This is a genomic window from Mesorhizobium sp. WSM4989 (genome assembly GCF_029625795.1).
Taxonomy (GTDB): domain Bacteria; phylum Pseudomonadota; class Alphaproteobacteria; order Rhizobiales; family Rhizobiaceae; genus Mesorhizobium.
This window is the reverse complement of the sequence record NZ_JARTVN010000002.1, coordinates 2,302,295-2,328,690: the sequence shown is the minus strand read 5'-3', so window position 1 is coordinate 2,328,690 and position 26,396 is coordinate 2,302,295. Positions and strand designations below refer to the sequence as shown.

Annotated in this window: 25 protein-coding genes, 1 tRNA gene and 1 pseudogene; 17 read left to right on the top strand and 10 right to left on the bottom strand. The window is 61.8% G+C overall.

Features of this window, described 5'->3' with window-relative positions:
* Positions 1–897, bottom strand: a complete 897-nt coding sequence (locus P9217_RS24180; protein WP_245433081.1) for a GlxA family transcriptional regulator — start codon at positions 895–897, stop codon at positions 1–3.
* Between the two features lie 191 nt (positions 898–1,088).
* On the opposite strand from P9217_RS24180, the gene P9217_RS24175 reads away from it, so the two are divergent.
* Both P9217_RS24175 and P9217_RS24170 read left to right on the top strand, forming a co-directional pair.
* Complete coding sequence (locus P9217_RS24175; protein WP_278088081.1) at positions 1,089–1,586, top strand: GAF domain-containing protein; 498 nt, start codon at positions 1,089–1,091, stop codon at positions 1,584–1,586.
* 122 nt (positions 1,587–1,708) lie between these two features.
* Positions 1,709–3,142: an aldehyde dehydrogenase family protein gene (locus P9217_RS24170; RefSeq protein WP_095801246.1), complete on the top strand. Its 1,434-nt coding sequence runs from the start codon at positions 1,709–1,711 to the stop codon at positions 3,140–3,142.
* A 109-nt stretch (positions 3,143–3,251) separates the two neighbouring features.
* On the opposite strand, the gene P9217_RS24165 is transcribed toward P9217_RS24170, so the two are convergent.
* Both P9217_RS24165 and P9217_RS24160 read right to left on the bottom strand, forming a co-directional pair.
* Positions 3,252–3,485, bottom strand: a complete 234-nt coding sequence (locus P9217_RS24165; protein ID WP_067329916.1) for a hypothetical protein — start codon at positions 3,483–3,485, stop codon at positions 3,252–3,254.
* A 997-nt stretch (positions 3,486–4,482) separates the two neighbouring features.
* Entirely contained in the window at positions 4,483–4,746 is a 264-nt protein-coding gene (locus P9217_RS24160) for a hypothetical protein (RefSeq protein ID WP_095801247.1), read from the bottom strand.
* A 101-nt stretch (positions 4,747–4,847) separates the two neighbouring features.
* Between P9217_RS24160 and P9217_RS24155 the strand changes: the two genes are divergently transcribed.
* The 3 genes from P9217_RS24155 to P9217_RS24145 are packed head-to-tail and all read left to right on the top strand — an operon-like array spanning position 4,848 to position 6,143.
* Complete coding sequence (locus P9217_RS24155; protein WP_067329922.1) at positions 4,848–5,312, top strand: hypothetical protein; 465 nt, start codon at positions 4,848–4,850, stop codon at positions 5,310–5,312.
* A 46-nt stretch (positions 5,313–5,358) separates the two neighbouring features.
* Positions 5,359–5,874, top strand: a complete 516-nt coding sequence (locus P9217_RS24150) for a metallophosphoesterase (protein WP_067329925.1) — start codon at positions 5,359–5,361, stop codon at positions 5,872–5,874.
* Between the two features lie 44 nt (positions 5,875–5,918).
* Complete coding sequence (locus P9217_RS24145; protein ID WP_067329928.1) at positions 5,919–6,143, top strand: hypothetical protein; 225 nt, start codon at positions 5,919–5,921, stop codon at positions 6,141–6,143.
* 10 nt (positions 6,144–6,153) lie between these two features.
* On the opposite strand, the gene P9217_RS24140 is transcribed toward P9217_RS24145, so the two are convergent.
* Both P9217_RS24140 and P9217_RS24135 read right to left on the bottom strand, forming a co-directional pair.
* On the bottom strand, positions 6,154–7,047 hold the full coding sequence (locus tag P9217_RS24140; protein WP_067329930.1) for a lipid kinase: 894 nt from the start codon (positions 7,045–7,047) through the stop codon (positions 6,154–6,156).
* A gap of 266 nt (positions 7,048–7,313) precedes the next feature.
* Positions 7,314–7,682, bottom strand: coding sequence for a hypothetical protein (locus P9217_RS24135; protein ID WP_278088080.1), 369 nt, complete (start codon positions 7,680–7,682; stop codon positions 7,314–7,316).
* Positions 7,683–7,837: 155 nt separating this feature from the next.
* On the opposite strand from P9217_RS24135, the gene P9217_RS24130 reads away from it, so the two are divergent.
* From P9217_RS24130 to P9217_RS24115, 4 genes are all read left to right on the top strand, one after another.
* Positions 7,838–8,053 (top strand): hypothetical protein, encoded by a 216-nt coding sequence (locus tag P9217_RS24130; protein WP_127216275.1) that lies wholly within the window; start codon positions 7,838–7,840, stop codon positions 8,051–8,053.
* Positions 8,054–8,456: 403 nt separating this feature from the next.
* Positions 8,457–10,412, top strand: coding sequence for an HWE histidine kinase domain-containing protein (locus P9217_RS24125; RefSeq protein ID WP_245433073.1), 1,956 nt, complete (start codon positions 8,457–8,459; stop codon positions 10,410–10,412).
* A gap of 174 nt (positions 10,413–10,586) precedes the next feature.
* Complete coding sequence (locus tag P9217_RS24120; RefSeq protein WP_278088079.1) at positions 10,587–12,056, top strand: winged helix-turn-helix domain-containing protein; 1,470 nt, start codon at positions 10,587–10,589, stop codon at positions 12,054–12,056.
* Between the two features lie 100 nt (positions 12,057–12,156).
* Complete coding sequence (locus tag P9217_RS24115) at positions 12,157–12,402, top strand: hypothetical protein (RefSeq protein WP_067000612.1); 246 nt, start codon at positions 12,157–12,159, stop codon at positions 12,400–12,402.
* A gap of 772 nt (positions 12,403–13,174) precedes the next feature.
* On the opposite strand, the gene P9217_RS24105 is transcribed toward P9217_RS24115, so the two are convergent.
* Complete coding sequence (locus P9217_RS24105) at positions 13,175–13,540, bottom strand: hypothetical protein (protein WP_278088078.1); 366 nt, start codon at positions 13,538–13,540, stop codon at positions 13,175–13,177.
* 2,172 nt (positions 13,541–15,712) lie between these two features.
* Here P9217_RS24105 and P9217_RS24100 point away from each other — a divergent pair.
* Positions 15,713–15,826, top strand: a pseudogene (locus tag P9217_RS24100) (PilZ domain-containing protein); the annotation flags it as partial.
* Positions 15,827–16,515: 689 nt separating this feature from the next.
* Here the strand turns inward: P9217_RS24100 and P9217_RS24095 are convergent.
* Both P9217_RS24095 and P9217_RS24090 read right to left on the bottom strand, forming a co-directional pair.
* Positions 16,516–16,589, bottom strand: a tRNA-Gln gene (locus P9217_RS24095).
* Between the two features lie 143 nt (positions 16,590–16,732).
* A complete protein-coding gene (locus P9217_RS24090; protein WP_067000626.1) occupies positions 16,733–17,665 on the bottom strand; it encodes a YbhN family protein in 933 nt (310 codons plus the stop codon).
* Positions 17,666–17,914: 249 nt separating this feature from the next.
* Here P9217_RS24090 and P9217_RS24085 point away from each other — a divergent pair, with 249 nt between their 5' ends.
* Together P9217_RS24085 and P9217_RS24080 are read left to right on the top strand one after the other, a co-directional pair.
* Positions 17,915–19,252 (top strand): Ppx/GppA family phosphatase, encoded by a 1,338-nt coding sequence (locus tag P9217_RS24085; protein ID WP_278088077.1) that lies wholly within the window; start codon positions 17,915–17,917, stop codon positions 19,250–19,252.
* Positions 19,249–19,944, top strand: coding sequence for an RlmE family RNA methyltransferase (locus P9217_RS24080; protein ID WP_067329957.1), 696 nt, complete (start codon positions 19,249–19,251; stop codon positions 19,942–19,944). The genes P9217_RS24085 and P9217_RS24080 overlap by 4 nt, the downstream gene beginning before the upstream one ends.
* Positions 19,945–19,989: 45 nt before the next feature.
* Here the strand turns inward: P9217_RS24080 and P9217_RS24075 are convergent, their stop codons facing one another.
* Positions 19,990–21,411 carry an MFS transporter gene (locus P9217_RS24075; RefSeq protein ID WP_127404114.1) on the bottom strand — a complete coding sequence of 474 codons (1,422 nt, stop codon included), beginning with the start codon at positions 21,409–21,411 and terminating at the stop codon, positions 19,990–19,992.
* A 210-nt stretch (positions 21,412–21,621) separates the two neighbouring features.
* Between P9217_RS24075 and P9217_RS24070 the strand changes: the two genes are divergently transcribed.
* The 5 genes from P9217_RS24070 to P9217_RS24050 all read left to right on the top strand — a co-directional run bounded on the left by P9217_RS24070 (position 21,622) and on the right by P9217_RS24050 (position 24,984).
* On the top strand, positions 21,622–21,867 hold the full coding sequence (locus P9217_RS24070) for a type II toxin-antitoxin system prevent-host-death family antitoxin (protein WP_278088076.1): 246 nt from the start codon (positions 21,622–21,624) through the stop codon (positions 21,865–21,867).
* On the top strand, positions 21,864–22,313 hold the full coding sequence (locus P9217_RS24065; protein ID WP_127246925.1) for a PIN domain-containing protein: 450 nt from the start codon (positions 21,864–21,866) through the stop codon (positions 22,311–22,313). The genes P9217_RS24070 and P9217_RS24065 overlap by 4 nt, the downstream gene beginning before the upstream one ends.
* 142 nt (positions 22,314–22,455) lie before the next feature.
* Entirely contained in the window at positions 22,456–23,958 is a 1,503-nt protein-coding gene (gene guaB, locus P9217_RS24060) for an IMP dehydrogenase (protein ID WP_067000642.1), read from the top strand.
* A 43-nt stretch (positions 23,959–24,001) separates the two neighbouring features.
* Positions 24,002–24,550 carry a hypothetical protein gene (locus tag P9217_RS24055; RefSeq protein ID WP_278088141.1) on the top strand — a complete coding sequence of 183 codons (549 nt, stop codon included), beginning with the start codon at positions 24,002–24,004 and terminating at the stop codon, positions 24,548–24,550.
* Positions 24,551–24,564: 14 nt separating this feature from the next.
* On the top strand, positions 24,565–24,984 hold the full coding sequence (locus tag P9217_RS24050; RefSeq protein ID WP_278088075.1) for an MAPEG family protein: 420 nt from the start codon (positions 24,565–24,567) through the stop codon (positions 24,982–24,984).
* A 105-nt stretch (positions 24,985–25,089) separates the two neighbouring features.
* On the opposite strand, the gene rnd is transcribed toward P9217_RS24050, so the two are convergent.
* Positions 25,090–26,241, bottom strand: coding sequence for a ribonuclease D (rnd, locus tag P9217_RS24045; protein WP_067329970.1), 1,152 nt, complete (start codon positions 26,239–26,241; stop codon positions 25,090–25,092).
* Positions 26,242–26,396: the final 155 nt, after the last annotated feature.

The window sequence follows — 26,396 nt, the reverse complement described above, 5'->3', positions numbered from 1 at the left end:
CTACCGCCGCCGCATCGCCTTCGGCGCCTGCCCATGCTCCTCCTTGAAAGCCCGCGCGAAACTCGACATCGAAGCAAAACCGCAGGCCAGCGCAACATCGCGCACCATCAGCGTCGAATGCGCCAGCAGATCGGCGGCGCGCTTCAGCCTGAGCCGCCGGTAATAGCCGTTCGGCGAGATATCCAGCTCGGCGCGGAAATTGCGCTCGAGCTTGTCGGGCGAGACCCCAAGCCGCTCAGCCAGCTCCGCCATGCCGAGCCGTTCCTCGACCGCGTCCTCCATGATGGCGATCGCCGACAGCACCAGCTCGTTCTGCACCCCGGTGCGCAGGCGCAGCGGCATCAGCTTGCGGTCGACGCTCGACCGCAGGGGAGAGTGCACGAACCATTCCGCGACACCAGCGGCAAGCTCTGCGCCGTAGTCGCGCGTGATGATCTCCAGCATCATGTCGAGGCTGCCGACGCCGCCGGCCGAGGTAAAACGCTTGCGGTCGATGACGAAGAGATCGCGCCTGAGCTCGATGTCGGGAAACGCCTCGGTGAAAGCGGCCTGGCTGGTCCAGTGCAAGGTGCAGGCATGGCCGTCGAGCAGGCCGGCGCGGGCGAGGAAGAACGCCGCATCCGCCACCGCGCCGATATGCGCGCCACCGCGCAGGCTTTTGCGGATCCAGCTCATCGCCTCGTCGGCCACGACATGGTCGGCATCGCCGCCCGAGCAGACGACGATGCGATCGACCTTCGGTGCGTTGGCGGCCGAGAAGCCGGGCTGGATGACGACGCCGTTGGAGGCTTCGACCGTGCCCTGATCCGCGCCGACGATCACCCATCGGTAGCAGTCGCGCTTCGCAAGAATGTTGGCGCCGCGCAGCGGCTCGATGACAGAAGAAAACGCCATCATCGGAAAGCCGGGAAAGACCAGCACCGCAAAGGTGAGCGGGGTCTCGCCTGCCTCCGGCTGCGCGCGGTCGCGTTTTCGGTTGGCGAGAATGGCGCTCACGACTTGTGTATTTCCCGCGCGCAGCATTGGTGGCAGATAAGGCCAAACTGTAGCGGGCGCTTCAGCGCCTTAGCAACGGAGAAACGACCAGGATGTTTGCGGCAACGGCCCTCGACACGAGCAACAAGCCGGCCTTCTACGATGAGCTGGCCAGGCAATTGAAAGCGCTGCTGGAAGGCGAGCGAGACTCGATCGCCAACGCCGCCAACACCTCGGCGCTCATCTACCAGATGGTGCCCGACCTCAACTGGGCGGGTTTCTATTTCCTTCAATCCGACGAAGAGCTGGTGCTCGGCCCCTTCCAGGGCAAGCCGGCCTACGTGCGCATAGCGGTCGGCAAGGGCGTCTGCGGCACGGCGGTCGATCTCGATATGTCGATGCTGATCAAGGACGTGCACGATTTTCCCGGCCACATCGCCTGCGATGCCGACTCGCGCTCGGAACTGGTCGTGCTCTTGCGCGACGACGAAGGCATCTTCGGCGTGCTCGATCTCGACAGCCCGCTGCCAGGCCGCTTCGACAAGGAAGACCAGGCCGGCATCGAGAAGCTTGCCGCGATCTATGTGGCCGCCAGTTCCTTTGAGGACTGAACTCTTAGCGGACTGCGGTACGGCTCCGCCGCTGGCTCAACGACCCTGTCTTGCGTTGCCATACGCGCGTCGTTATCTCTGGCGGAATATGACGCTCGCCAAGCGCGCCGAAGGGAGAAGATATGTCGCACAATCTGCAGTTCTATATCGAAGGCGTGTGGGTCGATCCGGTGGTGCCGAACAATTTCGACGTCATCGATCCGTCGAACGAAGACGCCTTCGCGCAGATCTCGCTGGGCACCAAGGCCGATGTCGACAAGGCGGTCGCTGCCGCCAGGCGCGCCTTCGCTACTTTCGGCTTCAGTGAAGTCGAGGAGCGCCTCGACATCCTCAACCGCGTCATCGAGGTCTACAAGAAGCGCAGCAAGGACCTTGCGCTCGCCGTCTCGCGCGAGATGGGCGCGCCGCGCCAGATGGCGCTGGACAGCCAGGTCGGCGTCGGCCAGGCGCATCTGGAGAAGATGGCCGAGGTGCTGAAGACCTTCCAGTTTCGCCATGTCAAAGGCTCCTCGCTGATCGTCAAGGAGCCGATCGGCGTCGTCGGCCTGATCACGCCCTGGAACTGGCCGCTCAACCAGATCACCTGCAAGGTCGGCCCGGCGCTCGCCGCCGGCTGCACCATGGTGCTGAAGCCGTCGGAGATCGCGCCGCTCGACGCCATCATCTTCGCAGAGATCATGGACGAGGCCGGTGTGCCGAAGGGCGTCTTCAACCTGGTCAACGGCGATGGCCCAACTGTCGGGCAGGCTTTGGCCAGCCATCCGGATGTCGACATGATGTCCTTCACCGGCTCGACGCGGGCCGGCATCCTCGTCGCCAAGGCGGCCGCCGACACGGTGAAGCGTGTGCATCAGGAGCTCGGCGGTAAATCCGCCAACATCCTGTTCCCCGACGTCGATCTGCAAAGGGCGGTGACCAAGGGCGTGGCCGGCTGCTTTGGCAATAGCGGCCAGTCCTGCAACGCGCCGACCCGCATGTTCGTGCCGCGCGACCGGCATGACGAGGCCGCCGGCTATGCCAGGACGGCGGCGGAGAAACTCACCGTCGGGCCGGCCGACGCGCCGGGAACGAAGCTCGGCCCGGTGGTAAGCCAGCTGCAGTTCGACAAGATTCAAGACCTGATCCAGAGCGGCATCGACGAAGGCGCGACCCTGATCGCTGGCGGCCCCGGCCGTCCGGCCGAGCTCAACCGCGGCTACTATGTCCGCCCGACCGTCTTCGCCAACGTGACGCACGACATGCGCATCGCGCGCGAAGAAATCTTCGGGCCGGTGCTGTCGATCATGCCTTACGACACGGTCGAGCAGGCGATCGAGCTGGCCAACGACACCGTCTTCGGCCTCGCCTCCTACATCCAGGCCAAGGACATCGAGAAGGCGCGCCAGGCCGCGGCCCGCATGCGCTCCGGCAACGTCTATATCAACTATCCGACGTGGGACGCCGGCCTGCCCTTCGGCGGCTACAAGCAGTCCGGCAACGGCCGCGAATATGCCGAATACGGTCTCGAGGATTTTCTGGAGATCAAGGGCATCGCGGGATACGCGGCGGCGGAGTAGGCGGAGCAGAGGCCGGCGCAGGCAGATAGGGAAAGGGCGCGATCTCGGCTTCGCCATTTGCCATGAGCCGCTTGCCGCGACAGCCGATCAGCTCTTCCTCGCCGCCTTCTTACCCGCGCCTTGCCTCGATGATGCCCACCATGGCGCGGGTGAATTCGACCACGCTGTTTGCCGTGATGGCGGCATTGTCGGGGCTCTGGCCGATTTGCTCGGCTGCTCCGCAGCACGAGCGGCGGATGAGGTCGTAATGAGCAAGTCTTTCATCGTCCGGCAACGCCGCCAGGTTCAAGGCTCGACGGTGAAGCATGCGCAACAGCTGCGCCAGCGCTGTTTCGACACTCATGCGTTTGGCTCCGCATCGGTCGAACGTCTCGGCACATAAAGCGCCGGATCGTCGATCAGGGGGCGGTTCTCGTCCCCGATCCGGCAAGGCTGCGCCTTAGTCGTTAATACATCGTTGATCGCTAATATGATCGGCGAAGCTTTTGGGGCGGATTCCCGGATGCTATCGGATGCGGCGGAGGCAGATCATCCCCGCGCGGTACGGCTAACATCCTCGACATTTCAAAATCTAACGATCGGCAAAATGCACCAGTAAGGATGCTTGGTAAGGGTTGATTCAACCCTTGCTGGTATGTAAAAGGTGGCGGCTCCGGCCAGGGGTAGGGTTGCCTGAAAGCCGGAGCCGCCTGCGCGGCCGATGGGTAGTGTCCGCGCTGTCCCAGAATAGGACAGCGCGGTCTACGATTCGTTAATTCGCTAATATATCGTCGTATGGGAAGCTCGCGGACAGCGATGCCGGCAAACGACATATCCCAAGCAATTGAATTCTCACACGAAGTTCTAGCTGCAAATCTGGATTCGAACCAGGACCGGCGGAGTTAATAGTCCGCTGGTCTACCCGTTCCCTATCACCAGCAAACGCTGCCAGCTCCCAGATAAGATCCACCATGTCTTTGGCCTTGTTTTCGGGGGGCGTTGGGATCGAGTAGGGATGGTGATGGGGTCGACAGACCGGCCCGGCCGTCATCCTGAATGATGATTGCATCGATGCACTTCGTCGCCCAATGCTCAAGCCCTTTGCCATGGTTAACGAGTCATGGGCCGGCGGGACCTTCATAAAGACTTTGCTAATATTAGAAAGAAGACAAGCCGTTCAGCGGAACAAGCCTCGCTGAACGCAGTTCGGTGCGACGTGGCGTCGGCTATTGCCGTCGCGTTGGGAGACAGCAGCGCAAGCGAACCCGACAGGAAGCCAAGCCTTCGCAAGGCCTCTCGCGAGCTGCCAAGAAATGAGTGGAACATCACCCAGGTGCGCAATGACTACCTCCAAACACATTTCAGCGTTCGACCTCGATCAGTTGCGAGAAGCCTTCAAGCAATTGACTCGCGAGCAAGGTATCACAGTCGAAGAACGGGACGTATACGCCCAGCTTTTCCTGAAGCAGACCTGCGCCCCAGTTTTTCCGCTCGGGCCTGAACGGCGGCCGGTTCAGGCTTCGAGTTAGCTTGGTGTGCCGCATCGACGGTTGCGGGTCCACGGCAGCTTCCCGCAAAGTCCGGCGACACACTTGCGCCAAGCCAGGCTTGTCCGTCGAGATCATGGCCCGAACGCCGCTGCAGCTCTGCGATAGATCACCAGATGGTGGGCCGGGGGGCCCCCAACTGATCTGGACGCCCTATGAAGCGGCGCTAAATCAAGCCGATGCGGGTTGCGTTCAGTATATTTACTTTTCTTTTTTGCACCGCCTCTCTTCAGGCCCAGGAGTGGCAGCCGTTTGGGGTCCGGCAACTGGGCTTCACATTCGATGTTCCGCCTGGTTTCGTCCTCACCCAGCATTCGGATCAGGGTGCTGCATTCCAAGGCGAACAAGACGCGTTTCTTGCCGTGTGGGGCGCCAGACTTGGAAGAGCCAGCTTTCGGGCCGAGATCGAGCATCGCATGCTGGAAGACGAAAAGGCCGGCTGGAAGTTGACGTACCGGCGCCTGACCTCGACCTGGGCCAGCTATTCAGGGATCAACAACGGCGAGATCCGATATGTTCGCGCCATCAGGGTCTGTGATGACCGCGCCGCGCTTTTCACGATCAACTACAGCAGATCGGAGAAAACGCCTTATGATCGGATCATTGTGCGAATGGTAAGATCCCTAAGGGCCGAAGGCTGCTAGCCTTAGGCCCAGGGTGGGTTTCGATCTGCATTGCCGGCATGCCCTGATGCTATTTTTTACGAGCGACACGCATTTCAATGATGCCCGCATCCTGCGGATTGACCGGCGGCCTTTCGCATCGCTTGCCGAACATGACGAAGCGCTGATCTCTTTCTGGAACGAGACCGTCACGCCTGACGACGAGGTCTGGCATCTTGGCGACTTCGCGCGCCACGGCAAAGCAGGCGGGGAGGCACTTCTGTCGCGCCTCAATGGGCGCAAGAACCTGATCATCGGCAACAATGACCCGGACGAAACGACCGCCGCCGACGGATGGGCCAGTATTCAGCATTACGCGGAACTCAGGTTCAATGGGGTGCTTCTCATCCTGTGCCACTATCCGTTCCGCACCTGGAATCAGATGGGCAAGAAGTCGATCAATTTGCACGGTCACTCGCATGGGAAGCTTAAGCCGCTTCCACGCCAGTACGACGTTGGCGTAGATGCTTGGAACTTTCGGCCGGTCCCGCTTCCAGCATTGATCCAAAAAGGCGGTGCCCGGGCGCAAGCTTCGCTAGCTTAAAGTAGGTCAGCCGGCCAGCGAGAGCATCAGGGGCGGCCGTTCTTTTGGACCGCGCTAACCGAACACCCGAGTCCTTCATCATCGACGGCGAGATGATCACGCGGGATCCCGACGGACGGCCGAACTTCCATGCCATCCATTCGCGCATGACCTGGAACGCCCAGGCTCGCCTTCGTCGCTTTCGACCTTCTCTCCTCAACGGCGAGCACATTCGTGCTCTGCCGCTGATCGAGCGCAAGGCGAGGCACTGGAAACTGATCAAACCGTAAGACGGGGCGCTCACACGGCGCGATCCGGCGCGAAGACCGAGATCGCCTTTGGGTGAACCTTGAAATGGGCCGGTGTCGACGTGACGATCTCGCCATCGGTGTTGACCGGCATCGCCTTCCGCGTCTCGATGTCGAACTCGACGCACCTGGCCGTGCGCACCTCACGCCATGCGCCATGCGTTCCAGAACGGAAAGAGCGGAGCATCAACGCCAGCTTCCAGAGGTTCGTCATTTCCAAGCTATAGAGATCGAGATGTCCGTCATCGATCTCGGCCGTTTCTTCCACGACGTTGCCGCCGCCGTAGTGCCGACCGTTTCCAACCGCGATCTGGTAGGTTTCCACCTCGATCGCCGCGCCTTTCTCGGTAATCTTCGCGTGAAACCGCGCGGCCCGGGTCAACACTTTCATCGCCGCCAGCGCATAGCCCAGCCTGCCGAAGCGCTTCTTCAGTGCGGGGTCAAGACCCTGCGCCAGTTCGGTGCTGAGTCCGATACTTGCGACATTGAAAAAGGCATGACCGTTGACCGTCCCGACATCGATCAGTCGGGTTCGGCCTCGCGCGATCACATCGGCGGCCTGCAGGAGATCCATCGGAATGTTGAGCGTACGAGCAAGGTCATTCGCCGTCCCCATAGGAATGATGCCCATCGGCAGGCCGCTTTCCATGATCGCCGTCGCCGCCGAGGACACCGAACCATCGCCACCGCACACGACCACAAGATCGGCCATATGGCGTAAGCGAACGATGTCTCGAGCGATTTCAGGCAACGCCTCGAACATCTCAACGGTGACGGAAAGCCGACCTCGCCCCAGCCGCTCCACAATTGGCGCGAGCATCTCCTGGCCCCGCCGAGCCTTGGGATTGAGGAGCAGCAACGCGCGCCTTTTGGCTGCTTCGCTCATTCAAAGATCGGTCCGACTGATCATGGCTCAACGCAAATAGGGTGACTGCTTCCGGATTTCGACCGCAAACCGACGCGAAACGTCACACCTGCCCCGCCTATGGCGCGCGGTTTCTAAGCGACGGAGAGCGTAGCGCGCCTGCGGCGTCGGATAATTCGCGGGCAAAAGGTCCACATTGGCTATGGCGAAGCGCTTTCTTGAGAAGGCGGGCTGAAGCGATCCGCTTTTTGCAGTAGGACTCCCGAGGAGCGAGAGAGCCGCCTTGGCTAGTGAAGTTTGTCCTTGGAAGGTTTGGCGGCCGACTCGCTCAAGATTTCTTTAAGCGCTTGCTCCAGCTCCAGCCCGAGCCCGATAATGGGCTCGGGAATCGCAATCACGTCATTCCGGCCCGCCACCACTTGCGTCTCGGCCGAAAGCTCCGAGACTGCTTTACCGGCCGATTTCGATAGCAGTCGCGACAGGTGCTGCCGCTGCAATGCGTGAACCTCTTCCAACAGGCTCAGGAGCCTCAATGCATTCTCGATCGGCAGCCTGCTGGTTCTGAGGCAGGCAATCCGCTCGTGCTGACGTGCGATGTGCCGCTCGCCCTGTCGGACGTGGCGCCGCGCCATGCTGATGTGGTCGTGGAGAAGCATTGCCCACAACGCGAAATCCGCCGCGTCGTTCCGTTGTGGTTTTGAGGCGCAAATCACAAAGGTTAATGCAGCGAGTTTCTTGCCCGCTTACATGCAGCAAGGCCGCAGTCTGCTCAAGCTTGTCGGTGCCGGTCGGATGATGAGAAGGGAATCTGATGAAGGCAATGAAGAGGGAAAATCGTCGCCGCTTGCTGATCCAACTCCGCCAGCAGGAGATGCGCTATCTAGAGCTGATCGACCAGACGCGAGTGATGATTGCCAAGAGCTCCAGACTGGTCGAGCAATCCAGAAAACTCCTGTTGGTTCAGCGCAGCGGCGCATGCAAGACCAAGCCGGCAATTGTCAGCCCGACGGTATCGCGTTCGCTGTAGCGCAGACCGCTCGGGCTGACCCCGCGCTCGGGCGCGCTTATTATCCATCTAGGGAGGCGTACCGTCTTGCCGGCGAAGGGGTACGTCACCTTTTCGTCCCTCGAATGAAAGGCGACGAGATACGCTGGCCCGCCGAGCCGGAAATGACGGCAAAACCAAGCTCTGGTTCCCGCGTGGCTCCTCTGTCCACCCCTCGGGCGGGACTCTTTGCAACTCAGTGATTTTCGCTTAGCCGCATTGTCTGGCGCCAAGCGGCCTTCGAACTTGGCCATGTTCAGCAGTGTTAATCTAAGCTTGTCGTTCGCCAGCTTGCGGCTAAGCTTGCAGTATTGGGGAAGACAGGGAAACAGATTTGCCTCGTCGATCGGTACGAGCCCATCTGCTTGGACTAATCGCAGCGGCCGTGTTGCCGGTCTGGCTGTTTGCTGCCTATCTGTTCGTTGCCTACGCCCTGCATGAGCAGTCTCGTATCGAGCAGGAGGCGCTTTGGATTGCTCGTCAGGTGTCGCTGGTCGTTGATGGCGAACTCGTCAATCTCAAGACCCTTCTGGAAGGGCTCTCCAAGTCGCCTGCTCTCGCCAATGATGATCTGCAGGCTTTTAGCAACGAGGCGAGCCGCCTCGTCCAGGGTACGGATCAGGTAATCACGCTGCGTGATCTCGGTGGCCGCGCCTTGGCAAGCACTCAATCCGCCAAGGGCTCCGAGCCTTCGGCCGAACCGCTGACGCCCGAGGAGCGCGAGCACCTGGATCTTGCTGGCGTGCTGGTCAGCAACGTGTTCGCCGCGCCGCGATCGAACGCATACCGGATCGCAGTCACCAGACAAGTGTCGGGCTCGAAAGGCCAGTCGTTGCTGCTTTCGATGTCGGTCCCGACGGAACGCATTCGCCTTGCTATGCTGCCCGCGGTCCCAGCGGGGTGGACGGTCGCTGTCGGTGATCGTGAGGGCAACTACGTTGCAAGGTCCAAGTTGCATGGTGAGGTGACCGGCAAGCCCGGTTTGCCGGAATATTTAGCAAAGGTCGTCGGCCGCTCCGGTACGTTCCGATCTCGCAATTTCGAAGGCACCACGCTGCTGGCCGGGTACTATCGATCGCCCTATTCGGACTGGTTCTACACCGCAAATGTTCCGCTCTCTGATGTTCAGGCACCTCTCTGGTGGTCTCTCGCACAGATTGGTGCAACAGGCCTAACAGCGCTGCTTTTTTCGCTCACTCTGGGCTACGTGGTCGGTAAAACCTTCACCAAGGCCACAGTCGATCTCGCCGCGCGCGCCGATGCGCTCGGCAAAGGGAGCGAGGTCAAACCTATGTCGACGTCTGTCGCCGAGTTCGACACGATTGCCCAAGCCATGATCAAAGCCGGCCGTGCAATCGCGGAACGCACGCGCGAGTTGGAAACCGTTCTGGATACGGCGCCGGTGGCGGTCTGGTTCACCTATGATCCGCAAGCGCGACAGGTGATCCGCAACCGGTTCGCGGCGGAACTGATGGGCCTGTCGACGGAGTCCCGGAGATCCTTTGGGACGCCCGACTTGGTGATCGAAACGCTGGCGTACAAAGACGGCCAGACCATCAGCCGGGAAGACCGTCCGCTGAGCAGAGCCATGCGCGGCGAGGAAACTGACAGTGAGGAATTCGCCTATACGCTGCCATCCGGGGTGCAACGTTACCTGCTTTCCAGCGCGCGGCCCGTCCGCGATGCGGCAGGCTCGGTAATAGGCGCTGTCCAGATCAGCCTCGACATCTCCGAGCGCAAACGGAGTGAGGAGCAGCGCCAACTGTTGATCAATGAACTAAACCACCGGGTCAAGAACACGCTGGCCGTAGTTCAGGCAATCGCGAGCCAGACCATGCGCAGCGCAACCAGCCTCGCGCTCGCAAAGGAGGCGCTTTCGGCCCGGCTGGTTTCGCTGGCACAAGCGCATGATATCCTCACCCGGGAGAATTGGAGCGGTGCCGATCTCAGCACGCTCATTGCCGCCTCGATCGACCCGCATGCCTCTCTCGATCGGTTCGATCTCACAGGCGAGCCGGTTTGGTTGCCCTCGAACGTGGCGCTTTCCTTCGCGCTGGCCATTCATGAACTTACCACGAACGCCATCAAATATGGGGCGCTCTCCAATCCTACCGGATCGGTCTCGATCTCGTGGCGGTTGGAATACGTCGATGGGGGCCGAATTCTGGTCCTGGAATGGTGCGAGGAAGGCGGCCCGCCGGTCGTGCCTGGCAAACACGGCTTTGGTACGCAACTCCTGCAGCGAGTGTTCGACAGCGAAAGAACGGGCGGGGTTGAGCTGGTCTACGATCGCTCCGGGCTGCGTTGCATTTTTAAGGTGGGATTGGACCGCAGCAAGTAGCGTAAGTGCCGACGCAAACACCAGACGGCGACGAGACCCGCGACGTCTTTCAGCACTACCACCTAGGAAGGAATGGAGAGTTTGGCCCGGGAATTTAGGGGGTGCCTGTTCCGACAACTTCCAAAAGTCTAATATGCCCAAATGCAGCGGTGTCGCATCGCCTTCGGTCCGTTCGTGCTCGATCCCGACATGGGGACGCTTCTTAGAGACCAGATCCCGATCACTGTTGGGCATCGTGGGCTGACGCTGCTTGCTGCCCTTACCGCACGGCCCGGTGAGATCCTGACGAAGGCCGAGCTGATGGACGCTGCCTGGCCGGGCACCGCCGTTGAGGAAGGCAACCTTACCGTCCAAATCGCGACGCTGAGAAAGGCACTCGGTCCGGCTGATAACGGCGGTGAGTGGATCGCCACAGTGCCTCGCCTCGGGTACCGCTTCACGGGGGCTGTCGAGCCGGTGGCGAGCGCGTCCTACGGAGCGATCCCACCGCCCGGCAAGCCGTCGATCGCGGTGCTGCCCTTTGTCAACTCGGGCGGCGATCCGGACCAGCAGTATCTCAGCGACGGCATAACCGAGGACATAATTACGGAGCTGGCCAGGTTCCGCTCCCTGCTCGTCATCGCACGCAATTCATCGTTTCAGTTCCGTCACCCCGCATTGGACACTGCCGAAGCCCACCGCAAGCTCGGAGTTCGCTACCTCGTCGCAGGCAGCATACGAAAGCTCGGTGACCGCATTCGGATCACCACACAATTGATTGATGCCGCCACCGGTACCCACCTTTGGGCCCAACGGTACGACCGGGCCCTCAACGACATCTTCGCATTGCAAGACGAGGTTGCGGCTCTTATCGCCTCGATGGTCGAAGGCCAAGCGGAGGCCGATTCTGCGAGCCGCAGCAGACGCAAGCGTCCGACCGATTGGGACGCATACGACTACTACCTGCAGGGGCGCGCGCACTTCTACCGATATGAACTGGACAAGGCCGAGCCCCTCTTCGCGCAGTGTATCAAGCTCGATTCGGCATTCGCTCAAGGTCACGCCTTCCTGGCGCAGGCCCTCGTCGGCAGATTTTGGTACGACAACGATCTGCGGACGCTACAGAAGGCCTGGGACGCCGCTCGAACGGCGCTCGCTCTCGACAGGAGCGATGGCGTCTGTCATCAGAGCATGGGGCTGGTGCTTACCCACATGCGCCAACACAGCGATGCGGGAGTGCATTTCGAGCGAGCGCGCTCGTTGAACCCGCTGGACGTGAACATAGCGGGGGATTACGCAAGCTGGCTCAACTACGGCGGACGGGCCGAGGCGGCGCTCAACGTGCTCGAAACAGCGCTCCTCCGCGACCCGGTACCACCGATGTGGTTCTGGGAGGTGAAGGGTAGCTCCCTGTTCCTGCTTGGAAGGTACTCGGAAGCCGTCGGTTCGTATCAGAAGGCTGGCGACCAGTTCTTCGTCCATGCCTTCCTCGCAGCGTCGTACGCACATTTAGGCGAGGCGGAGAAGGCGCGCGCTGAAGTCGAGGAAGCACTGACCAGGAAACACGACCTGACTCTCCGGCTGATTTCAAATCTCCCGTTCGCCGACCATGTCGCCCTCGGGCTTTTCACATCAGGCTTCAGAAAGGCGGGTTTTCCCGCCTGAACGCACCCCAGTGAAGGCTACGTTCACACTCGGAGGGGTGGATGCTTTCCCATCTCTCAAATTTGAATGCGGGTGCAGCTCGTGCGGCCCACAATAATGCATGCCGAACTATCTGTTCGAAGTCTTCCGAAATGGGCAAAGCCTCGGCGATGCTTGGGTCGACCTCGGCAATCTCACCGACCTGCGACGAGAAGCGCTGAAGGCGCTTCACGATATCGCTGCAGACGAAATCGCCTCAAGCGACTTGGATGAGACTGTGACCGTTGCCGTTCATGACGAAGCCGGCAGGCCAGTATATTCCGCAAGTCTCACCGTCTCGCAGCCGTTGCCCGCCTTCAACGGCTAGGAGTCGTCCGCTCATCCTCCAGCGGCAGGAACGCGCCCGGTCGCAGCGAAGCCGGGACTGGCAGTTTGATGAGGGGAAAGACGGCAGCGGAAGAGAGCCTTTCCTGCTGCTGATCCTGATCTCGCCGCTCGCGGCCAACGCGAGTGGCGTTCCTCTTCAGCATCTCGGCTTGGAACACCACCAACCAGCCGGTTGAGCCTGAAGCCGCACATTATTCACCGTGGTGATGAGTGTTTCTGCGTTTTCCAAATTGGACGCGTACAACCTTTTTGGGCGATGGTTCGAGCCCGGGAAGCGCGCAGCGGCGATCGTGGCGCGCGATGGCCGATATGCCGGCACCGCGTTTATAGCGCTGCCCAGCGGCCTCAGGGAACGGCTGTGGAAGCGCGTCCAAGAGGCCAGGGCCTCAAAGCCAGCGCAGCGGGTGCCGAGCGCCTTCGCCGACGATGTCGATTGGGTTAAGCCGGGCATCACCGGCTGGGTGAAATTCCTTCGCGGGGAGCACGCGCTTCGTCATACGACACTGCAGGATTTCCTCGATGGTAGAAGTTCACCGCCGTGGCGGTCCGCAAAAGAGCAGTAGAAGCGGGAATTTTCAATCCGGCTGAGCTGGAACTCCCGGCCTGGGTCTTCGATGGTTTGAAATATGATGGCCAAACTACGGAGCAGCGTGAGGCCCTAGCTTCCCGCATGATCGCCAACTTCATGGCGGGTATTGTCGACGAGCATGAACCCGTTTCGCTATCCCGGCTCCCTTTAGGCGATACAGGGCTCACATCGCGTCGGCCGGCGCGAAGAAGCAATTCTCGTCTTCTTCGGTCGGATGAAGGCAGATGTGGAAATTGTCGTCGCCAGACGGAATGACCACGTGGTAAGCAACGAAGTATCGGTTTTGGTGAGTGACTCTGTGGTGATCGCCTGGTCGAAGGATGATTACATACCCGTCAGGCCGCGGCGTCACGGCGATGGCGGGGATCTTGCCGCATTCTCCGGTGATGGGATCGCCATGGCAACAGGCAGGTGGATACGTCCAGCTTCTACTGTGGCTATGCGCCAGGGCTAGACCACCATTGAGGGCCGCAGCTGTGACCACAATGCTCGCCAGCCCTGCGCGTTCTCGCGTGCTGACCTGATGCATAGTCGCCCTCGCGTGACCACGTCAACATCTAGATTAGCATCTACTAATATGTTAAGCAAATGCAAGGGTCTTTGCGGGCGAGGCCGGTGCGCACGATTGGTATACGGGCAAGAGGGATTCGGTTCTCCAGTACGATTGCTAGGGCCGTTGACCCCACTTATGAATTTCGAGGCCTATCACAGCTTTAGGTGACCTGTTTTTTCGCCCCGACATGCACAAGTTCAATCGGCCAAAGATAGGACAACAAAACAGATGCCCGCCATCCCAGGCAACGGGATGGCGGGCATCTATCCACTCTCTCATGCCGCCGAACGAAGGGACACATGCTCGCCGGCTCTATCAAATGATGCAGCGACGCGAAGGTTTCAGCACAGGGACCAAAGTGTCCGTCTCTACGACTTCTGTCTGAATAGAACATCTCAACGGGCATGCGATCATGGTCGCGACGGCACGGGTCGACCTCGCATTCTATCCGTGCCGTCTCAAAGCATGGAGCCCGCTCGTCCCCCTCAAACGAGCGGGTTCTTGCATGCGACGGATTTCGAGGAAGGACCCGAAGGTAGCGGCCAGATTTTCCTCAGTATGAGCGCGCGGGCTTTGAAATTTCTGGACCGATGGATGGCAGAACATCTGCCAAACGTGAGCACCGAAACCCAGGGGCCATTGCCATCTTGTCGTCGAACTCCTGGCTACTGCCGGGCGTCAGGGCATCGCGCCCAAAGAGATATACGAGGAGTTCGATAGCTTGTTTCACCTTCTGACCGAAGCGATGGAGCGCCGTAGGGGCGGCTTGGCCCGCTAAAACGGCGACTAGATGCCACTCCACTTACATCATTTCTGAATGACGGTGCGCTTCTGCCCTCGCCAGATAACGGGCCATGTTCAAGCACGGGGGTCTGATGGGTTGTCGCCCTTGAGCGATGCTCCAATTTATTAGCGGAAAGCCAATGAACCATGGCCGACAAGAAAATAGGCAATGGCGGAAACGGCTTTGAGATCACTATGGTCGCCGTCATCGTCTTCGCCGCGATGGGCTGATCCTGGTCGCAGCTACGGCAATACACTGAATCGCCGCCGAGGAAGCCGCTTCAGCTGTGGAAGGCGTCAGCCGGAAAGACTTGCGTTGCTGTTGGAACATACGCGAGGGTAAGCGGCGGCACGGTTCGTCCCCGGCATCCGAGCCGCCTGCATAAGAGCAACGGTCCGTTCGACTTCCCAAGGCGAGCGGGCTTTTGCGTCCGTCGCGGGCGAGCTGAGGCGCCTAGATGGCGGGTGGCGGCCCGGTAGCCTTTGGGTGTGGCTTAGGGGTGGCCACCGGGCCTTGGCCGGCAGGGCCTATCGGGAACGCCATGCCGGCAAAGAAGTATATGCGCATCTCCTAATAAGCCGAAATTCAGCGAAAAGGGGCTGATCGACATGCAGCACTCCGCGCCGCTCAGAATTTTCCATCCAAGCCTGAACCTGTCCGCCTTTCGGTAGTTGGAAAGGCAGGAGGTTCCATGAACGAAGACACCGGCGATGGGGACTTGAGCGACGCCCCGATGAGATCCTGGCCAGCCGATTGGCCAGAGAGGTAGAGATTTCCGAAGAGCAAGCGCGCGAGCTGATCGAGTTGATCGGGACCGATTGGAATGCGCTGCTTCGAGAGGCTCATTTTCTAAAGGCGCGGCATTGAGCGGACGCGGGGCAGAATTCTTTGCCGAATGGATTGCCGACAACTTGATGCGCGGCAGCGTGGGCGCTGGCTTCCTCAAGAAGCATGCAGTATTCGGCAATCCTATAACCCGCCGCTCGGTGTGCCCCCACACCCAGCGGCGGGCTAAGGTGACCGGCGCCTTTTCTCGTGGGGGAGAATTGCCTGAGAGCCCGGCGCCGGCCTAGCGACTAGTGGTCCGCCGCATATGCAAGATAGCTAATTTCTACCTCAAAAGGACATGGTGTGATCGCGTAACCTCTTTGGCAATCGCCCCGGCGATCAGGAATAATCCTCACCGGTGCGGCGATCCCAATTTGCGAGGATCGCCATGACAATGAAATTTCCCTTCACGGAAGACACACTCGGCAAAAGCTGAGGCCGGGACGGGTCTTTCTGTCTATTGCCTCACTTGCCGGCGGTCGGCGGTATTGGACGTTGCCGCACTGGTGAAACGGCTCGGGCCAGACCATAAATGCCTGCTTTGCGTACCAGTTGATGGGATCGCCTACAGGACTGTTGTTCGATGGCGCAAGAGTGATCGCGTAGGCGTTGAATTCAAGGGCACCGAGCCAAAGCCGAAGTTCCTTTGAATGCCGGCTCCGGCCTTCCTGTCTCTAGTGGCAGAAATGTCACGCAATCTGAATATGCAGCGCTTCAACTAGGGCGCGCTTATGATCCCTCTTACCGAGGCGTACCGTCTTGGCTGCGAGGGATGCGGGGACCACTGGAGCGCTCGCTGCGGCAACGCAGCGGGCGCTTCGCATGGGAGCGATGGCGATGTGCACCAGAGCAGGGCTAGCATCCAGCTTCCGGGCTTTCTGTCAGCTCACTCTCCGGCTGGACCGCCAGCGCGCGGTCTCGATGTCGTCGCGCGAAATCCCCATGTCGCTGAGCATGTCGTCCGGTGAGTCGCTCAGATCGTCAGTTGCCTTCAATAGCGCCCTCTGATCGGCTCGGCGACCAAACCAATCGACAACGGGACCAGCAACGACTAGAGCAAGGTTCATAAGCATAGGAAGGTTCACAAGCATCACGGCACTCCCTTCACTGCACAAGCTAGGCCGATGCGCCAGGAGCGTATGTGACAGGACTCACAGACCCGTTAGTGCCTGCTAATTCAAGAACGTGCCGAGAACATCACCGCCATTCCGTGTGAGCGGGAATGTTTTGCACTGCACGGAAGACAAGGGCTTAGGTGAGAGCGTGTTGCAAATGTGATGTAACCACGGTCCGGAGACCATGTTTTCATCTAAGGCATTGTTCTGCTTGGATATTTCGTTGGCTGGGGAACCTGGATTCGAACCAGGACTAACGGAGTCAGAGTCCGCTGGTCTACCGTTAACCTATTCCCCAGCAGGCGCGGTCGGCATCGCGCGAAGCGGGCGGCTCAAGCGCCGCCAGCGCTGCCTTGTAGCCGCCATCCGAAAATAGTCAACCCCGCGCCGCAGTTCAACCGCAGCCTTTTTCTCATTCGGTCGCGGGCCGCACGGGAACGCTCAACCTTCGCCGCGGCTGTATTGCGAATGCTCGAAGAACAGCACCACGCCGAGCCCGATCAGCAGCGGGATGATCAGGTAGAACAGGCGGAACACCAGGAGTGCGGCGAGCACGCCGACCGGATCCATATGCGACAGTCCGGCCAGGAAGACGACCTCGAAAACGCCGAGGGCGCCCGGCGCATGCGACAGCAAGCCGACCGAAAAGGATATCATGAAGACGCCCAGCACGACGAAATAGCCGGGATTGCCGGCCGCCGGCAAGGCAAAGTAGATGATGGCCGCCGCCGCGAGCAGCTCGACCGGGCCGATCAGCAATTGCCGCGCCACGATCGGCAGTGCCGGGTAATGCAGCTGGAAGCTGCCGACCTTGAGCGGCCTCAGATGCAGCCAGCTGCAGAACACATAGACCGCAACCAGGATCAGCATGGCGAGGCCGGCGGCTGTTGCCAGCTCGTGGTGCGGGGTCGTGGTGAAACGGTCGACGATCTGCGGCTCCAGCACCAGCACGAGGCCCCCGACAAGCAGGCTGGAGAGCACGAAGGTGATCCAGCAGATCGCCACCAGCACGCCGACATCCTGGCCGGTCAGCCCCCGGGTCCCATAGGCGCGGTAGCGGATCACCGCGCCAGACAGCACCGAGCCGCCGATATTGTGCGACAGCGCATAGGTGGTGAAGGAGCAGAGCGTGACGAACAGCCACGAAACTTTCTTGCCGATATGGAGCAGCGCAATGTGGTCGTAGCCGGCGAGGGAGGCATAGGCGACGACGGAACTCAGCGCCGCCAGCACCCAGGCGCGCGGGGGGATGGCGACGATACCGGCCCAGACATCGTCGAGTGAGATGCCGCGCAACTCATGGATGAGCAGCCAGAGCGAGAACACCACGGCCGCTATGCCGATGACCGGCCAGAAATAGCGCGTCCAGTTCATGGCGTCGTCGTCATGCGATTAAGCTCATTGCTATGATGTTGCCCAAACCCGTTCCAAGTCTCATTGAGACATGCCTGATTGAAGCCGGCTATTCAACCGGCATGAGGTGGCCCCTGCGTGACGGCGCCAAAAATCGGGGCATGCGCTCTTGGTGATTGCAAAGCGCGCTGCTAGTCTGTTCTCAACTTGAAACAAATCGAGGTGCCTGCTGCGTCCTTGCTGGTTCGCGCGGCGCCGAAAGGAATTGAAGTGGAAGACCACGATACCGGCGCGGGCGCGTCGGCAGTGGGCGTGTCCGGGGCATCGCCGGCGGTACCGGCGGGCCCGCCCGCGGGGCGTTTCAGCCGCCATGCGGGCGCGCACGCAAGACATGCCGACAATCAAGGCAGCGAGAACCCGAAAGGCAAAACGCGCAAGCGCCGCAAGCGCAGGCGCGGCCGCAAGGTTTTCGCACGCGATGAGAACGGCGGAATACCGTCGCCGGGGCCCGTCGCCGCTCCCGCCAGCCTCGCGCCTGAACCCGCGCCGATCGTCCCCCAGCCGCGACCGTCGCTTCCGAATGGCGCGCGCCCGCCGCATCAGGAACTGCCGGTATTCGCAGCGCTCGATCTCGGCACCAACAATTGCCGGCTGCTGGTCGCGGTGCCCGCCCGCCACGGCCAGTTCCGCGTCATCGATGCGTTCTCGCGCATTGTCAGGCTGGGCGAGGGGCTTTCGGCCAGCGGCCGGCTCGGCCAGGCGGCCATGGACCGTGCCGTCGAGGCGTTGAAGGTCTGCGGAGACAAGCTGCGCAACCGCAAGATCAGGAAGGCGAGGCTGATCGCCACCGAGGCCTGCCGCTCGGCCGAAAACGGCGTCGACTTCCTCGAACGGGTCGAGCGCGAGGCCGGTCTGAAGCTGGAGATCATCGATCGCCAGACCGAGGCCCGGCTGGCCGTCTCTGGCTGCGGCTCGCTGGTCGAGCGCGAAACGCGCGGCGTGGTGCTGTTCGACATTGGCGGCGGCTCGTCCGAGATCGCACTGATCGACCTCACGCGCGGCCAACGCTCGCCGCAGCTTGCCAACCACATCGTCTCCTGGACGTCGCTGCCCGTGGGTGTCGTCTCGCTCGCCGAACGTTTCGGCGGTCGCACGGTGACGCGCGAGACCTTCGCCGCCATGGTCGATGACGTTGCGGTGCGGCTCAAAGCCTTCGACGGGCGCGACCGGCTCGCGCATGTGCTCGCCAGTCCGAATTTCCATCTGCTCGGCACCTCCGGCACGGTGACGACGCTGGCCGGCGTCCATCTCGACCTCGAGCGCTACGATCGCCGCCGCGTCGACGGGCTGTGGATGGACCGTCAGAGCGTCGACCGCATGGTGGAAAAACTGATCGGCTGGGATTTTCAGCAGCGCGTCGCCAATCCCTGCATCGGCGCCGACCGCGCCGACCTGGTGCTTGCTGGATGCGCCATCCTGGAAGCGATCCGCGGCGTGTGGCCGTCGGAGCGGCTGCGGGTCGCCGACCGCGGCCTGCGCGAAGGTATATTGAGCGAACTGATGGCCGATGACGGCGTCTGGCGTCATGACGGGCGTGGCCGGCAATGAGCAGGAAGCCAGAGAAGCCGGGCTCGGCCGGCATGCGCGTGTTGAAGACCCGGATCAAGAAGAAGAGCGGCCTGAAGGAATCCTCGCGCCGCTGGCTCGAGCGGCACATGAACGACCCATATGTGCAGCGCTCCAAGGCCGATGGGTACCGTTCGCGCGCCGCCTACAAGCTCACCGAGATCGACGACAAGCATCATCTTTTGAGACCCGGCATGAAGGTGATCGACCTCGGCGCCGCGCCCGGCGGCTGGTGCCAGGTGGCGGCGGCCCGCACGAAATCGAGCGCGGAAAACCCGCATGTCGTCGGCATCGACTATCTTGAGATGGACGCGGTGCCGGGCGCTGTCATCCTGCAGTTGGATTTCCTCGATCACGACGCGCCGCAAAAGCTGTCAGAGGCGCTCGGCGGTCAGCCCGATGTCGTGCTGTCGGACATGGCTGCCCCCACCACCGGGCATCGCCGGACCGATCATCTGCGCACCATGCATTTGTGCGAAGTGGCGGCGGATTTCGCCCTGCAGGTTTTGAAGCCCGGCGGCCATTTCCTCGCCAAGACCTTTCAGGGCGGGGCCGAGAACGAGCTGCTCTCGCGGCTCAAGCAGAATTTCCGCTCGGTTCATCATGTGAAGCCGCCGGCCTCGCGCGACGAGTCGGTGGAGCTTTACCTGCTGGCGAAGGAGTTCAAGGGGTAGCGCCTAACCTTCTCCCCTTGTCAGGAGAGAAGGGAAAGGTGGCGCTCATTTCCCCGCGGTCCCCACCGCCTCCAGCGTCTTCGGCGTCGTCAATTTGCCATGTCCCGACACCGCATTGCCGGCGTCCGGCGCCAGCCGCATGAAGGTCAGCGATGCCGCCGCCGAAACCGCCGCGACGATGAAGAAGGCGATGTGGAAATCGCCAAGCGTCAGCGGGCCGCCATGGATCGAAGTCGACACTTCGAGGATGCCGCCGGCCAGCGCCACGCCGAGCGCGATCGACAACTGCTGGAACACGGCAACGATCGGCGTCGCCTTGCTGGTGTCGGCGGTCGATACTTCGGCGTAGGACAGCGCGTTGACGCCGGTGAAGAACATCGAGCGGATGAAGCCGCCGACCAAAAGGATCGCGAGCATCAGCGCATAGGGGGTTGCGGGGGTGAAAAGGCCGTAGATGGCAATCGAGCCGGCGGCGATCAGCGATCCCCAGACCAGCACCCGCCGGAACCCGGCGAGCCTGAAGAGCAGCGCGGTGACGAACTTCATGCCGATGGCGCCGACCGCGGAGACGAAGGTGATCATACCGGACTGGAACGGCGTCAGCCCGAAGCCGATCTGGAACATCAGCGGCAGCAGGAAAGGCACCGCGCCGATGCCGATGCGGAACAGCGAGCCGCCGAGCACGGAGGAGCGGAACACCTGGTTTCTGAAGAGCTCCAGCGCCAACAGCGGGTTCCTGGCGCGCCGAGCATGCAGCAGATAAAGCACGCCCGAAACCAGGCCGACGGCAACGGTAATGAAGCCGGCGATCGGCGGCAAAGCGGGGAGGCTGACCACCGAGAGGCCGAAGACGATGCCGGACGCCGCGAGGCCGCTGAGCACGAAGCCCGGGAAGTCGAGCGGCGGCGTTTTGGCGGGGTCGGTTTCCGGCAAATAGCGGGTGGCAAGCCAGATGCCCAAAAGCCCGATCGGCACGTTGATCAAAAAGATCCAGTGCCAAGTGAAATAGGTGGTGATGAAGCCGCCGATCGGCGGGCCGACCAACGGCCCGACCAGCGCCGGCACCGTCAGCCATGACATCGCCGCGACGAGCTCGCTCTTTGGCGTCGCGCGCACCAGCACCAGGCGCCCGACCGGCGTCATCATGGCGCCGCCCATGCCTTGCAGGAAACGCGACACCACGAAGGCCGGCAGCGAATTGGAGAAGGCGCAGGCGACCGAGCCGGCAATGAAGACGGCGATCGCGGCGCGAAACACCTTCTTGGCCCCGAACCGGTCCGCCATCCAGCCGCTAATCGGAATGAAGATTGCCAGCGACACGAGATAGGCCGTCAGCGCCAGCTTCAGCGCGATCGGACTGGTGTGGATGTCGATGGCGATTGCCGGCAGCGAGGTCGCGATCACGGTCGAATCCATGTTCTCCATGAAAAGTGCGACCGCCAGGATGAGCGGGATGATGCGGTTCAAGGGGACGCCCTGATTTGACTTCGCGATTCCGGGCCTGGCTTTGGGGGCGAGCCGGCACGCCGGGGCGGTACCACCAATTGGCCCGGATGTCGCATTAATTTGCTGTCACTTTTGTGCGACCGCAACCCTCGCTGGGAAACATCGCGCGCGCCGCTTGATAAACAGAGCCTCTGGGTTATTGTAGTGAAAATAACTACAGGTTATGCAGCCATGGACGAAACCGTTTCGGCAGCCGATGCCAATCGCAGGTTCTCCCACATCCTGCGTGATGTACGCGAGGGCCACAGCTACGTCGTGACCACCCATGGGCGGCCGGTGGCGCGGATCGTGCCTCCGCAGAAGCACGAGGGCGTGGCCTCCCGCTCGCACGCAGCATTGCTGTCGCGCCTCGAACGGCAGCCGATCCTCAATGCCGGACACTGGACCCGCGATGAACTTTATGAGGACGATCGGTGAAGGTCGCCATCGACCCCAACGTCCTGGCCTATGCTGAGGGCGTTAACAACGCGGAGAAGCGCGACGCCGTTATCGAACTGCTACGCAACGTTCCACGAGAGGCCGCGGTCATTCCGGTCCAGGTGCTGGGCGAACTGTTCAATGTTCTCGTCCGCAAGGCCGGAAGACATTCCCAGGAAGCTCGGGATAAGCTGCTTAGCTGGAGCGACGCCTTCGCGGTTGCCGGAACGACGCCGGAAGTGATGATGAAGGCTGTCGATCTTGCGGCAGACCATCGTTTCGGCATCTGGGATGCTGTCATTCTCTCGACTGCTTCGCAAACGGGTTGCCGGCTACTCCTGTCGGAAGATCTGCAGGATGGCTTTACCTGGGGCGGTGTAACCGTCGTCAATCCTTTTGCATCGCCGCGGCACGCTCTGCTGGATGCTCTCCTAGGTGCGGAATAGGAACCTGAAGCGTCTCGCAACGATCGGCTTTTCATCGCCTGCGGGACGTGTTACCAGCCAGCGCCAATCCTGAAAGGGAAGATGAGAGTCGGCGCTGGCCATTTCGGCCCAGCGCCTTTTCCGCATTCAAAAAGGACTGGCCATGGCAAAAATCATCGAGACGTCCACCGGCGCATTGGCGCTGACCTTCGACGACGTGCTGTTGCAGCCCGGCCATTCGGAGGTCATGCCCGGCGAGACCGATATCCGCACCCGCATCGCCACCGACATCGACCTCAACGTGCCGATCCTCTCGGCCGCCATGGACACGGTCACCGAAGCGAGGCTGGCGATCGCCATGGCGCAAGCCGGCGGGATCGGCGTCATCCACCGCAATTTCTCGCCGGCCGAGCAGGCCGAGCAGGTCAGGCAGGTGAAGAAGTTCGAATCCGGCATGGTGGTCAATCCCGTTACCATCGGCCCCGACGCCACGCTCGCCGACGCCCTGGCACTGATGCGCGCTCATGGCATTTCCGGCATTCCGGTGGTCGAGAACGGCGGCACCGGCGGTCATACGGTCGGCCGGCTGGTCGGGATCCTCACCAACCGCGACGTGCGCTTCGCCTCCGATCCGTCGCAGAAGGTCTACGAATTGATGACCCGAGAGAACCTGATCACGGTGAAAGAGAATGTCGACCAGGACGAGGCCAAGCGCCTGTTGCACAAGCATCGCATCGAGAAGCTGGTGGTGGTCGACCGCAAGGGCAATTGCGTCGGCCTGATCACCGTCAAGGACATCGAGAAGTCGCAGCTCAACCCGCACGCCACCAAGGACGCTCAGGGGCGGCTGCGCGCCGCGGCCGCCACCAGCGTCGGCGACGACGGCTTCGAGCGCGCCGAGCGCCTGATCGATGCCGGCGTCGACCTTCTGGTCATCGACACCGCGCACGGCCATTCGCAGCGCGTGCTGGACGCGGTGACGCGTGCGAAGAAGCTCTCCAATTCGGTGCGCATCCTGGCCGGCAACGTGGCCACCGCCGAGGGCACGCAGGCGCTGATCGATGCCGGCGCCGACGCCGTCAAGGTCGGTATCGGTCCGGGCTCGATCTGCACCACCCGCATCGTCGCCGGCGTCGGCGTGCCGCAGCTCTCGGCGATCATGTCGGCGGTTGAGACGGCTGAGAAGTCGGGCGTGAGCGTCATCGCCGATGGCGGCATCAAATATTCGGGCGACCTCGCCAAGGCGCTCGCCGCCGGCGCAAGTGCCGCCATGATCGGCTCGCTGCTTGCCGGCACCGACGAGAGCCCGGGCGAGGTCTATCTGCACCAGGGCCGCTCCTTCAAGGCTTATCGCGGCATGGGTTCGGTCGGTGCGATGGCGCGTGGCTCGGCCGATCGCTACTTCCAGGCCGAGGTGCGCGACACCTTGAAACTGGTTCCGGAGGGCATCGAAGGCCAGGTTCCCTACAAAGGACCTGTGGCTGGCGTGCTGCACCAGCTTGCGGGCGGCCTGAAAGCCGCTATGGGTTATGTCGGTGGGCGCGATCTTGCCGAGTTCCGCGAACGCGCCACCTTTGTGCGCATATCAAACGCCGGACTTCGTGAAAGCCACGCCCATGACGTCACGATCACCCGCGAAAGCCCGAACTATCCGGGCGGACTTTGATCAGGCGGACGAGCGGCCGGATCGCTTGGGGCTATGGCGCAACCTGATCGTCACGGTGTTGCGCCTGTCGCGTCACGCGGCGGCGCTCTCGATTGCGTCCGCGGCGATCTTCATCGCCATGACGGCGCTCGAGTTCTTTTATTTCCGCCACCTGAGCGACGGGCTTCCTTCGCTCGACATGCGTGTTACCGGCTTCACGCCGGATGAGGGCATGGCATGGCTGACGGCGCTCGGCCGGCGCGGCAGCGAGATCATCATCGTTTGGCATTATCTGACGTTTGATCTGCTCTTCCCGGCGCTGCTGTCGCTCACCTTGCTCAGCCTGATCCTGGCCTTCGGCAGGCGGCTGAGCACTTTCCGCTCCATGCCCGCGCAATTGAAGGCGCTGTCGGCACTGGTCCTGGTGTTGCCCTATACGATCGCCGACTACGCGCAGAACTTCGCCGTGGCGCGGCTTTTGTCGGATTTCCAGTCGGCCAATCCCGACTCGCTGGCCTTCGCCTCGTCGCTGACCGTGACAAAGTTCACGCTTCTGGCGATCCCCTTCGCGGTCGTTGCGGTCCTGGCGCTTGCCGGGCAGCGGCGGCGTTAAACGGTAGGGGCAAGATGAACCAGACCGCCATCTTCTGGCCGATGCTGGCGCAGGTGCTGCTCGTCTACATCGTCTATCTGGTAATGCTGAAGCGGCGTCATCTTGCCGTGAAGTCCGGCGAGGCCAAGATCAGCCAGTACAAGGTCCGCTCGACCGAGCCGGCCTCAAGCGTCACCGTCGCCAACAACCTCATCAACCAGTTCGAGCTGCCGGTCCTCTTTCACGTGCTATGCTTGGCGCTGTTCGTCACCAATGGCGTGAATTACCTGACGCTGACGCTGATGTGGCTCTTCGTCGTGACGCGCTATGTGCACGCCTGGGTGCATCTCACCAGAAACTATCTGCTGCACCGCAGCCGCGCCTTCTTCCTGGGCGCGGGCATTCTTCTCGTCGCCTGGATCTGGTTCGCGCTGCACCTGCTTGGGGCGGTGTAGACTGATGCTTGTCGCTCAGAAGTGTGCGCGGTTCTGGGACAACGACACGCCATCAACTCAAGTATTTGAAGCACGTTGCCGGAAACCGTTTCAGCGCGACGCGCTTTAGAGGTCGAACACCGCTATCCTGCGCTTGTCGAACTTGATGCCGATCTCGCCGCGCACCAGTCTAAGCGCCTGCTCGCCGAACACGGCACGCCGCCAGCCTTGCAACGCCGGCACGTCGGCGGCATCGCCCTCGGCGGCGATGCGGTCGATGTCGTCGCTGGAGGCGAGCACCTTGGAGGCGACGCCTTCCTTCTCGGCGACGATCCTGAGCAGCACCTTGAGCAGTTCCGCCGCCGCGCTCGAGCCCTCCGGCGGCTGGAATGTCTTCGGCAGCTTGGGCATCGCTTCCTTCGGAAGGGAAAGGGCGGTGTTGACGGCGCTGAGCAGCGCGGTTGCCGTCGCCGAACGCTCCCAGCCCTTCGGCGTCGTCCGCAGCCGCCCCAACGCAGTCGCGTCGCGCGGCGCCTGTTGCGCGATTTCGTAGATCGCATCGTCCTTGAGCACGCGGCCGCGCGGCACGTCGCGCTCGCGCGCCTCGCGTTCGCGCCATGCCGCCACCGCCTGCACGATCGCCAGCTCCTGCGGCTTGCGCAGCCGCATCTTCAGCCGCTTCCAGGCATCTTCCGGATGCGGATCGTAGGTCTGGCGCGAGGTGAGGACGTCCATCTCCTCGTTGAGCCAGTGGGCGCGGTCCTCGCGCTTCAGCTCGGCGCTGAGGTGCTCATATACCTTGATCAGGTGGGTGACGTCGGCGAGCGCGTATTCGAGTTGCTTGTCGGAGAGCGGCCGGTGCCGCCAGTCGGTGAAGCGCGAGGATTTGTCGAGCCGCGCGCCGGTGATGCGCTGCACCAGCTGATCGTAGGAGACGCTGTCGCCGAAGCCGCAGACCATGGCCGCCACCTGCGTGTCGAACACAGGATGCGGCACCAGGTCGCCCAGATGAACGATGATTTCGATGTCCTGGCGTGCGGCGTGAAAAACCTTGACCACCGCTTCGTTGGCCATCAGCCGGAAGAAGGGTTTGAGGTCGATGTCGGGCGAAAGCGGATCGATCAGCGCCGTCACGCCTGGCGCGGCCATCTGGATGAGGCAGAGGATCGGCCAGAAGGTCGTTTCGCGGATGAATTCGGTGTCGACGGTTACGAATTCGGACTTTTCGAACGCCGCGATGACGCTCTCGAGTTCTTTCTGGGTGGTGATGACGTGCATCAATTCGCTTTTGGCATCATATCAGGCCTCTTCAATTTCAGCCGCAAGCGCTTTCGTCAAGCCGCAGTTAGAGCAATTCCAGGAAAAGTGACGAACAGTTTTCCGTCCGGAATTGCGTAAAAACAAAGAGATAGAGCGGTTCGGCGTTTCCGCGA

Coding starts and splice junctions, on each gene's coding strand:
- P9217_RS24165 (WP_067329916.1), bottom strand. CDS start 3,485: ATGAGTGTCGAAACAGCGCTGGCGCAGCTGTTGCGCATGCTTCACCGT.
- P9217_RS24140 (WP_067329930.1), bottom strand. CDS start 7,047: ATGAGCGAAGCAGCCAAAAGGCGCGCGTTGCTGCTCCTCAATCCCAAG.
- P9217_RS24155 (WP_067329922.1), top strand. CDS start 4,848: ATGCGGGTTGCGTTCAGTATATTTACTTTTCTTTTTTGCACCGCCTCT.
- P9217_RS24105 (WP_278088078.1), bottom strand. CDS start 13,540: ATGCATCAGGTCAGCACGCGAGAACGCGCAGGGCTGGCGAGCATTGTG.
- P9217_RS24170 (WP_095801246.1), top strand. CDS start 1,709: ATGTCGCACAATCTGCAGTTCTATATCGAAGGCGTGTGGGTCGATCCG.
- P9217_RS24050 (WP_278088075.1), top strand. CDS start 24,565: ATGAACCAGACCGCCATCTTCTGGCCGATGCTGGCGCAGGTGCTGCTC.
- P9217_RS24180 (WP_245433081.1), bottom strand. CDS start 897: ATGATGGCGTTTTCTTCTGTCATCGAGCCGCTGCGCGGCGCCAACATT.
- P9217_RS24135 (WP_278088080.1), bottom strand. CDS start 7,682: ATGCTTCTCCACGACCACATCAGCATGGCGCGGCGCCACGTCCGACAG.
- P9217_RS24080 (WP_067329957.1), top strand. CDS start 19,249: ATGAGCAGGAAGCCAGAGAAGCCGGGCTCGGCCGGCATGCGCGTGTTG.
- P9217_RS24160 (WP_095801247.1), bottom strand. CDS start 4,746: ATGATCTCGACGGACAAGCCTGGCTTGGCGCAAGTGTGTCGCCGGACT.
- P9217_RS24070 (WP_278088076.1), top strand. CDS start 21,622: ATGGACGAAACCGTTTCGGCAGCCGATGCCAATCGCAGGTTCTCCCAC.
- guaB (WP_067000642.1), top strand. CDS start 22,456: ATGGCAAAAATCATCGAGACGTCCACCGGCGCATTGGCGCTGACCTTC.
- P9217_RS24150 (WP_067329925.1), top strand. CDS start 5,359: ATGCTATTTTTTACGAGCGACACGCATTTCAATGATGCCCGCATCCTG.
- P9217_RS24130 (WP_127216275.1), top strand. CDS start 7,838: ATGAAGGCAATGAAGAGGGAAAATCGTCGCCGCTTGCTGATCCAACTC.
- P9217_RS24115 (WP_067000612.1), top strand. CDS start 12,157: ATGCCGAACTATCTGTTCGAAGTCTTCCGAAATGGGCAAAGCCTCGGC.
- rnd (WP_067329970.1), bottom strand. CDS start 26,241: ATGCACGTCATCACCACCCAGAAAGAACTCGAGAGCGTCATCGCGGCG.
- P9217_RS24175 (WP_278088081.1), top strand. CDS start 1,089: ATGTTTGCGGCAACGGCCCTCGACACGAGCAACAAGCCGGCCTTCTAC.
- P9217_RS24090 (WP_067000626.1), bottom strand. CDS start 17,665: ATGAACTGGACGCGCTATTTCTGGCCGGTCATCGGCATAGCGGCCGTG.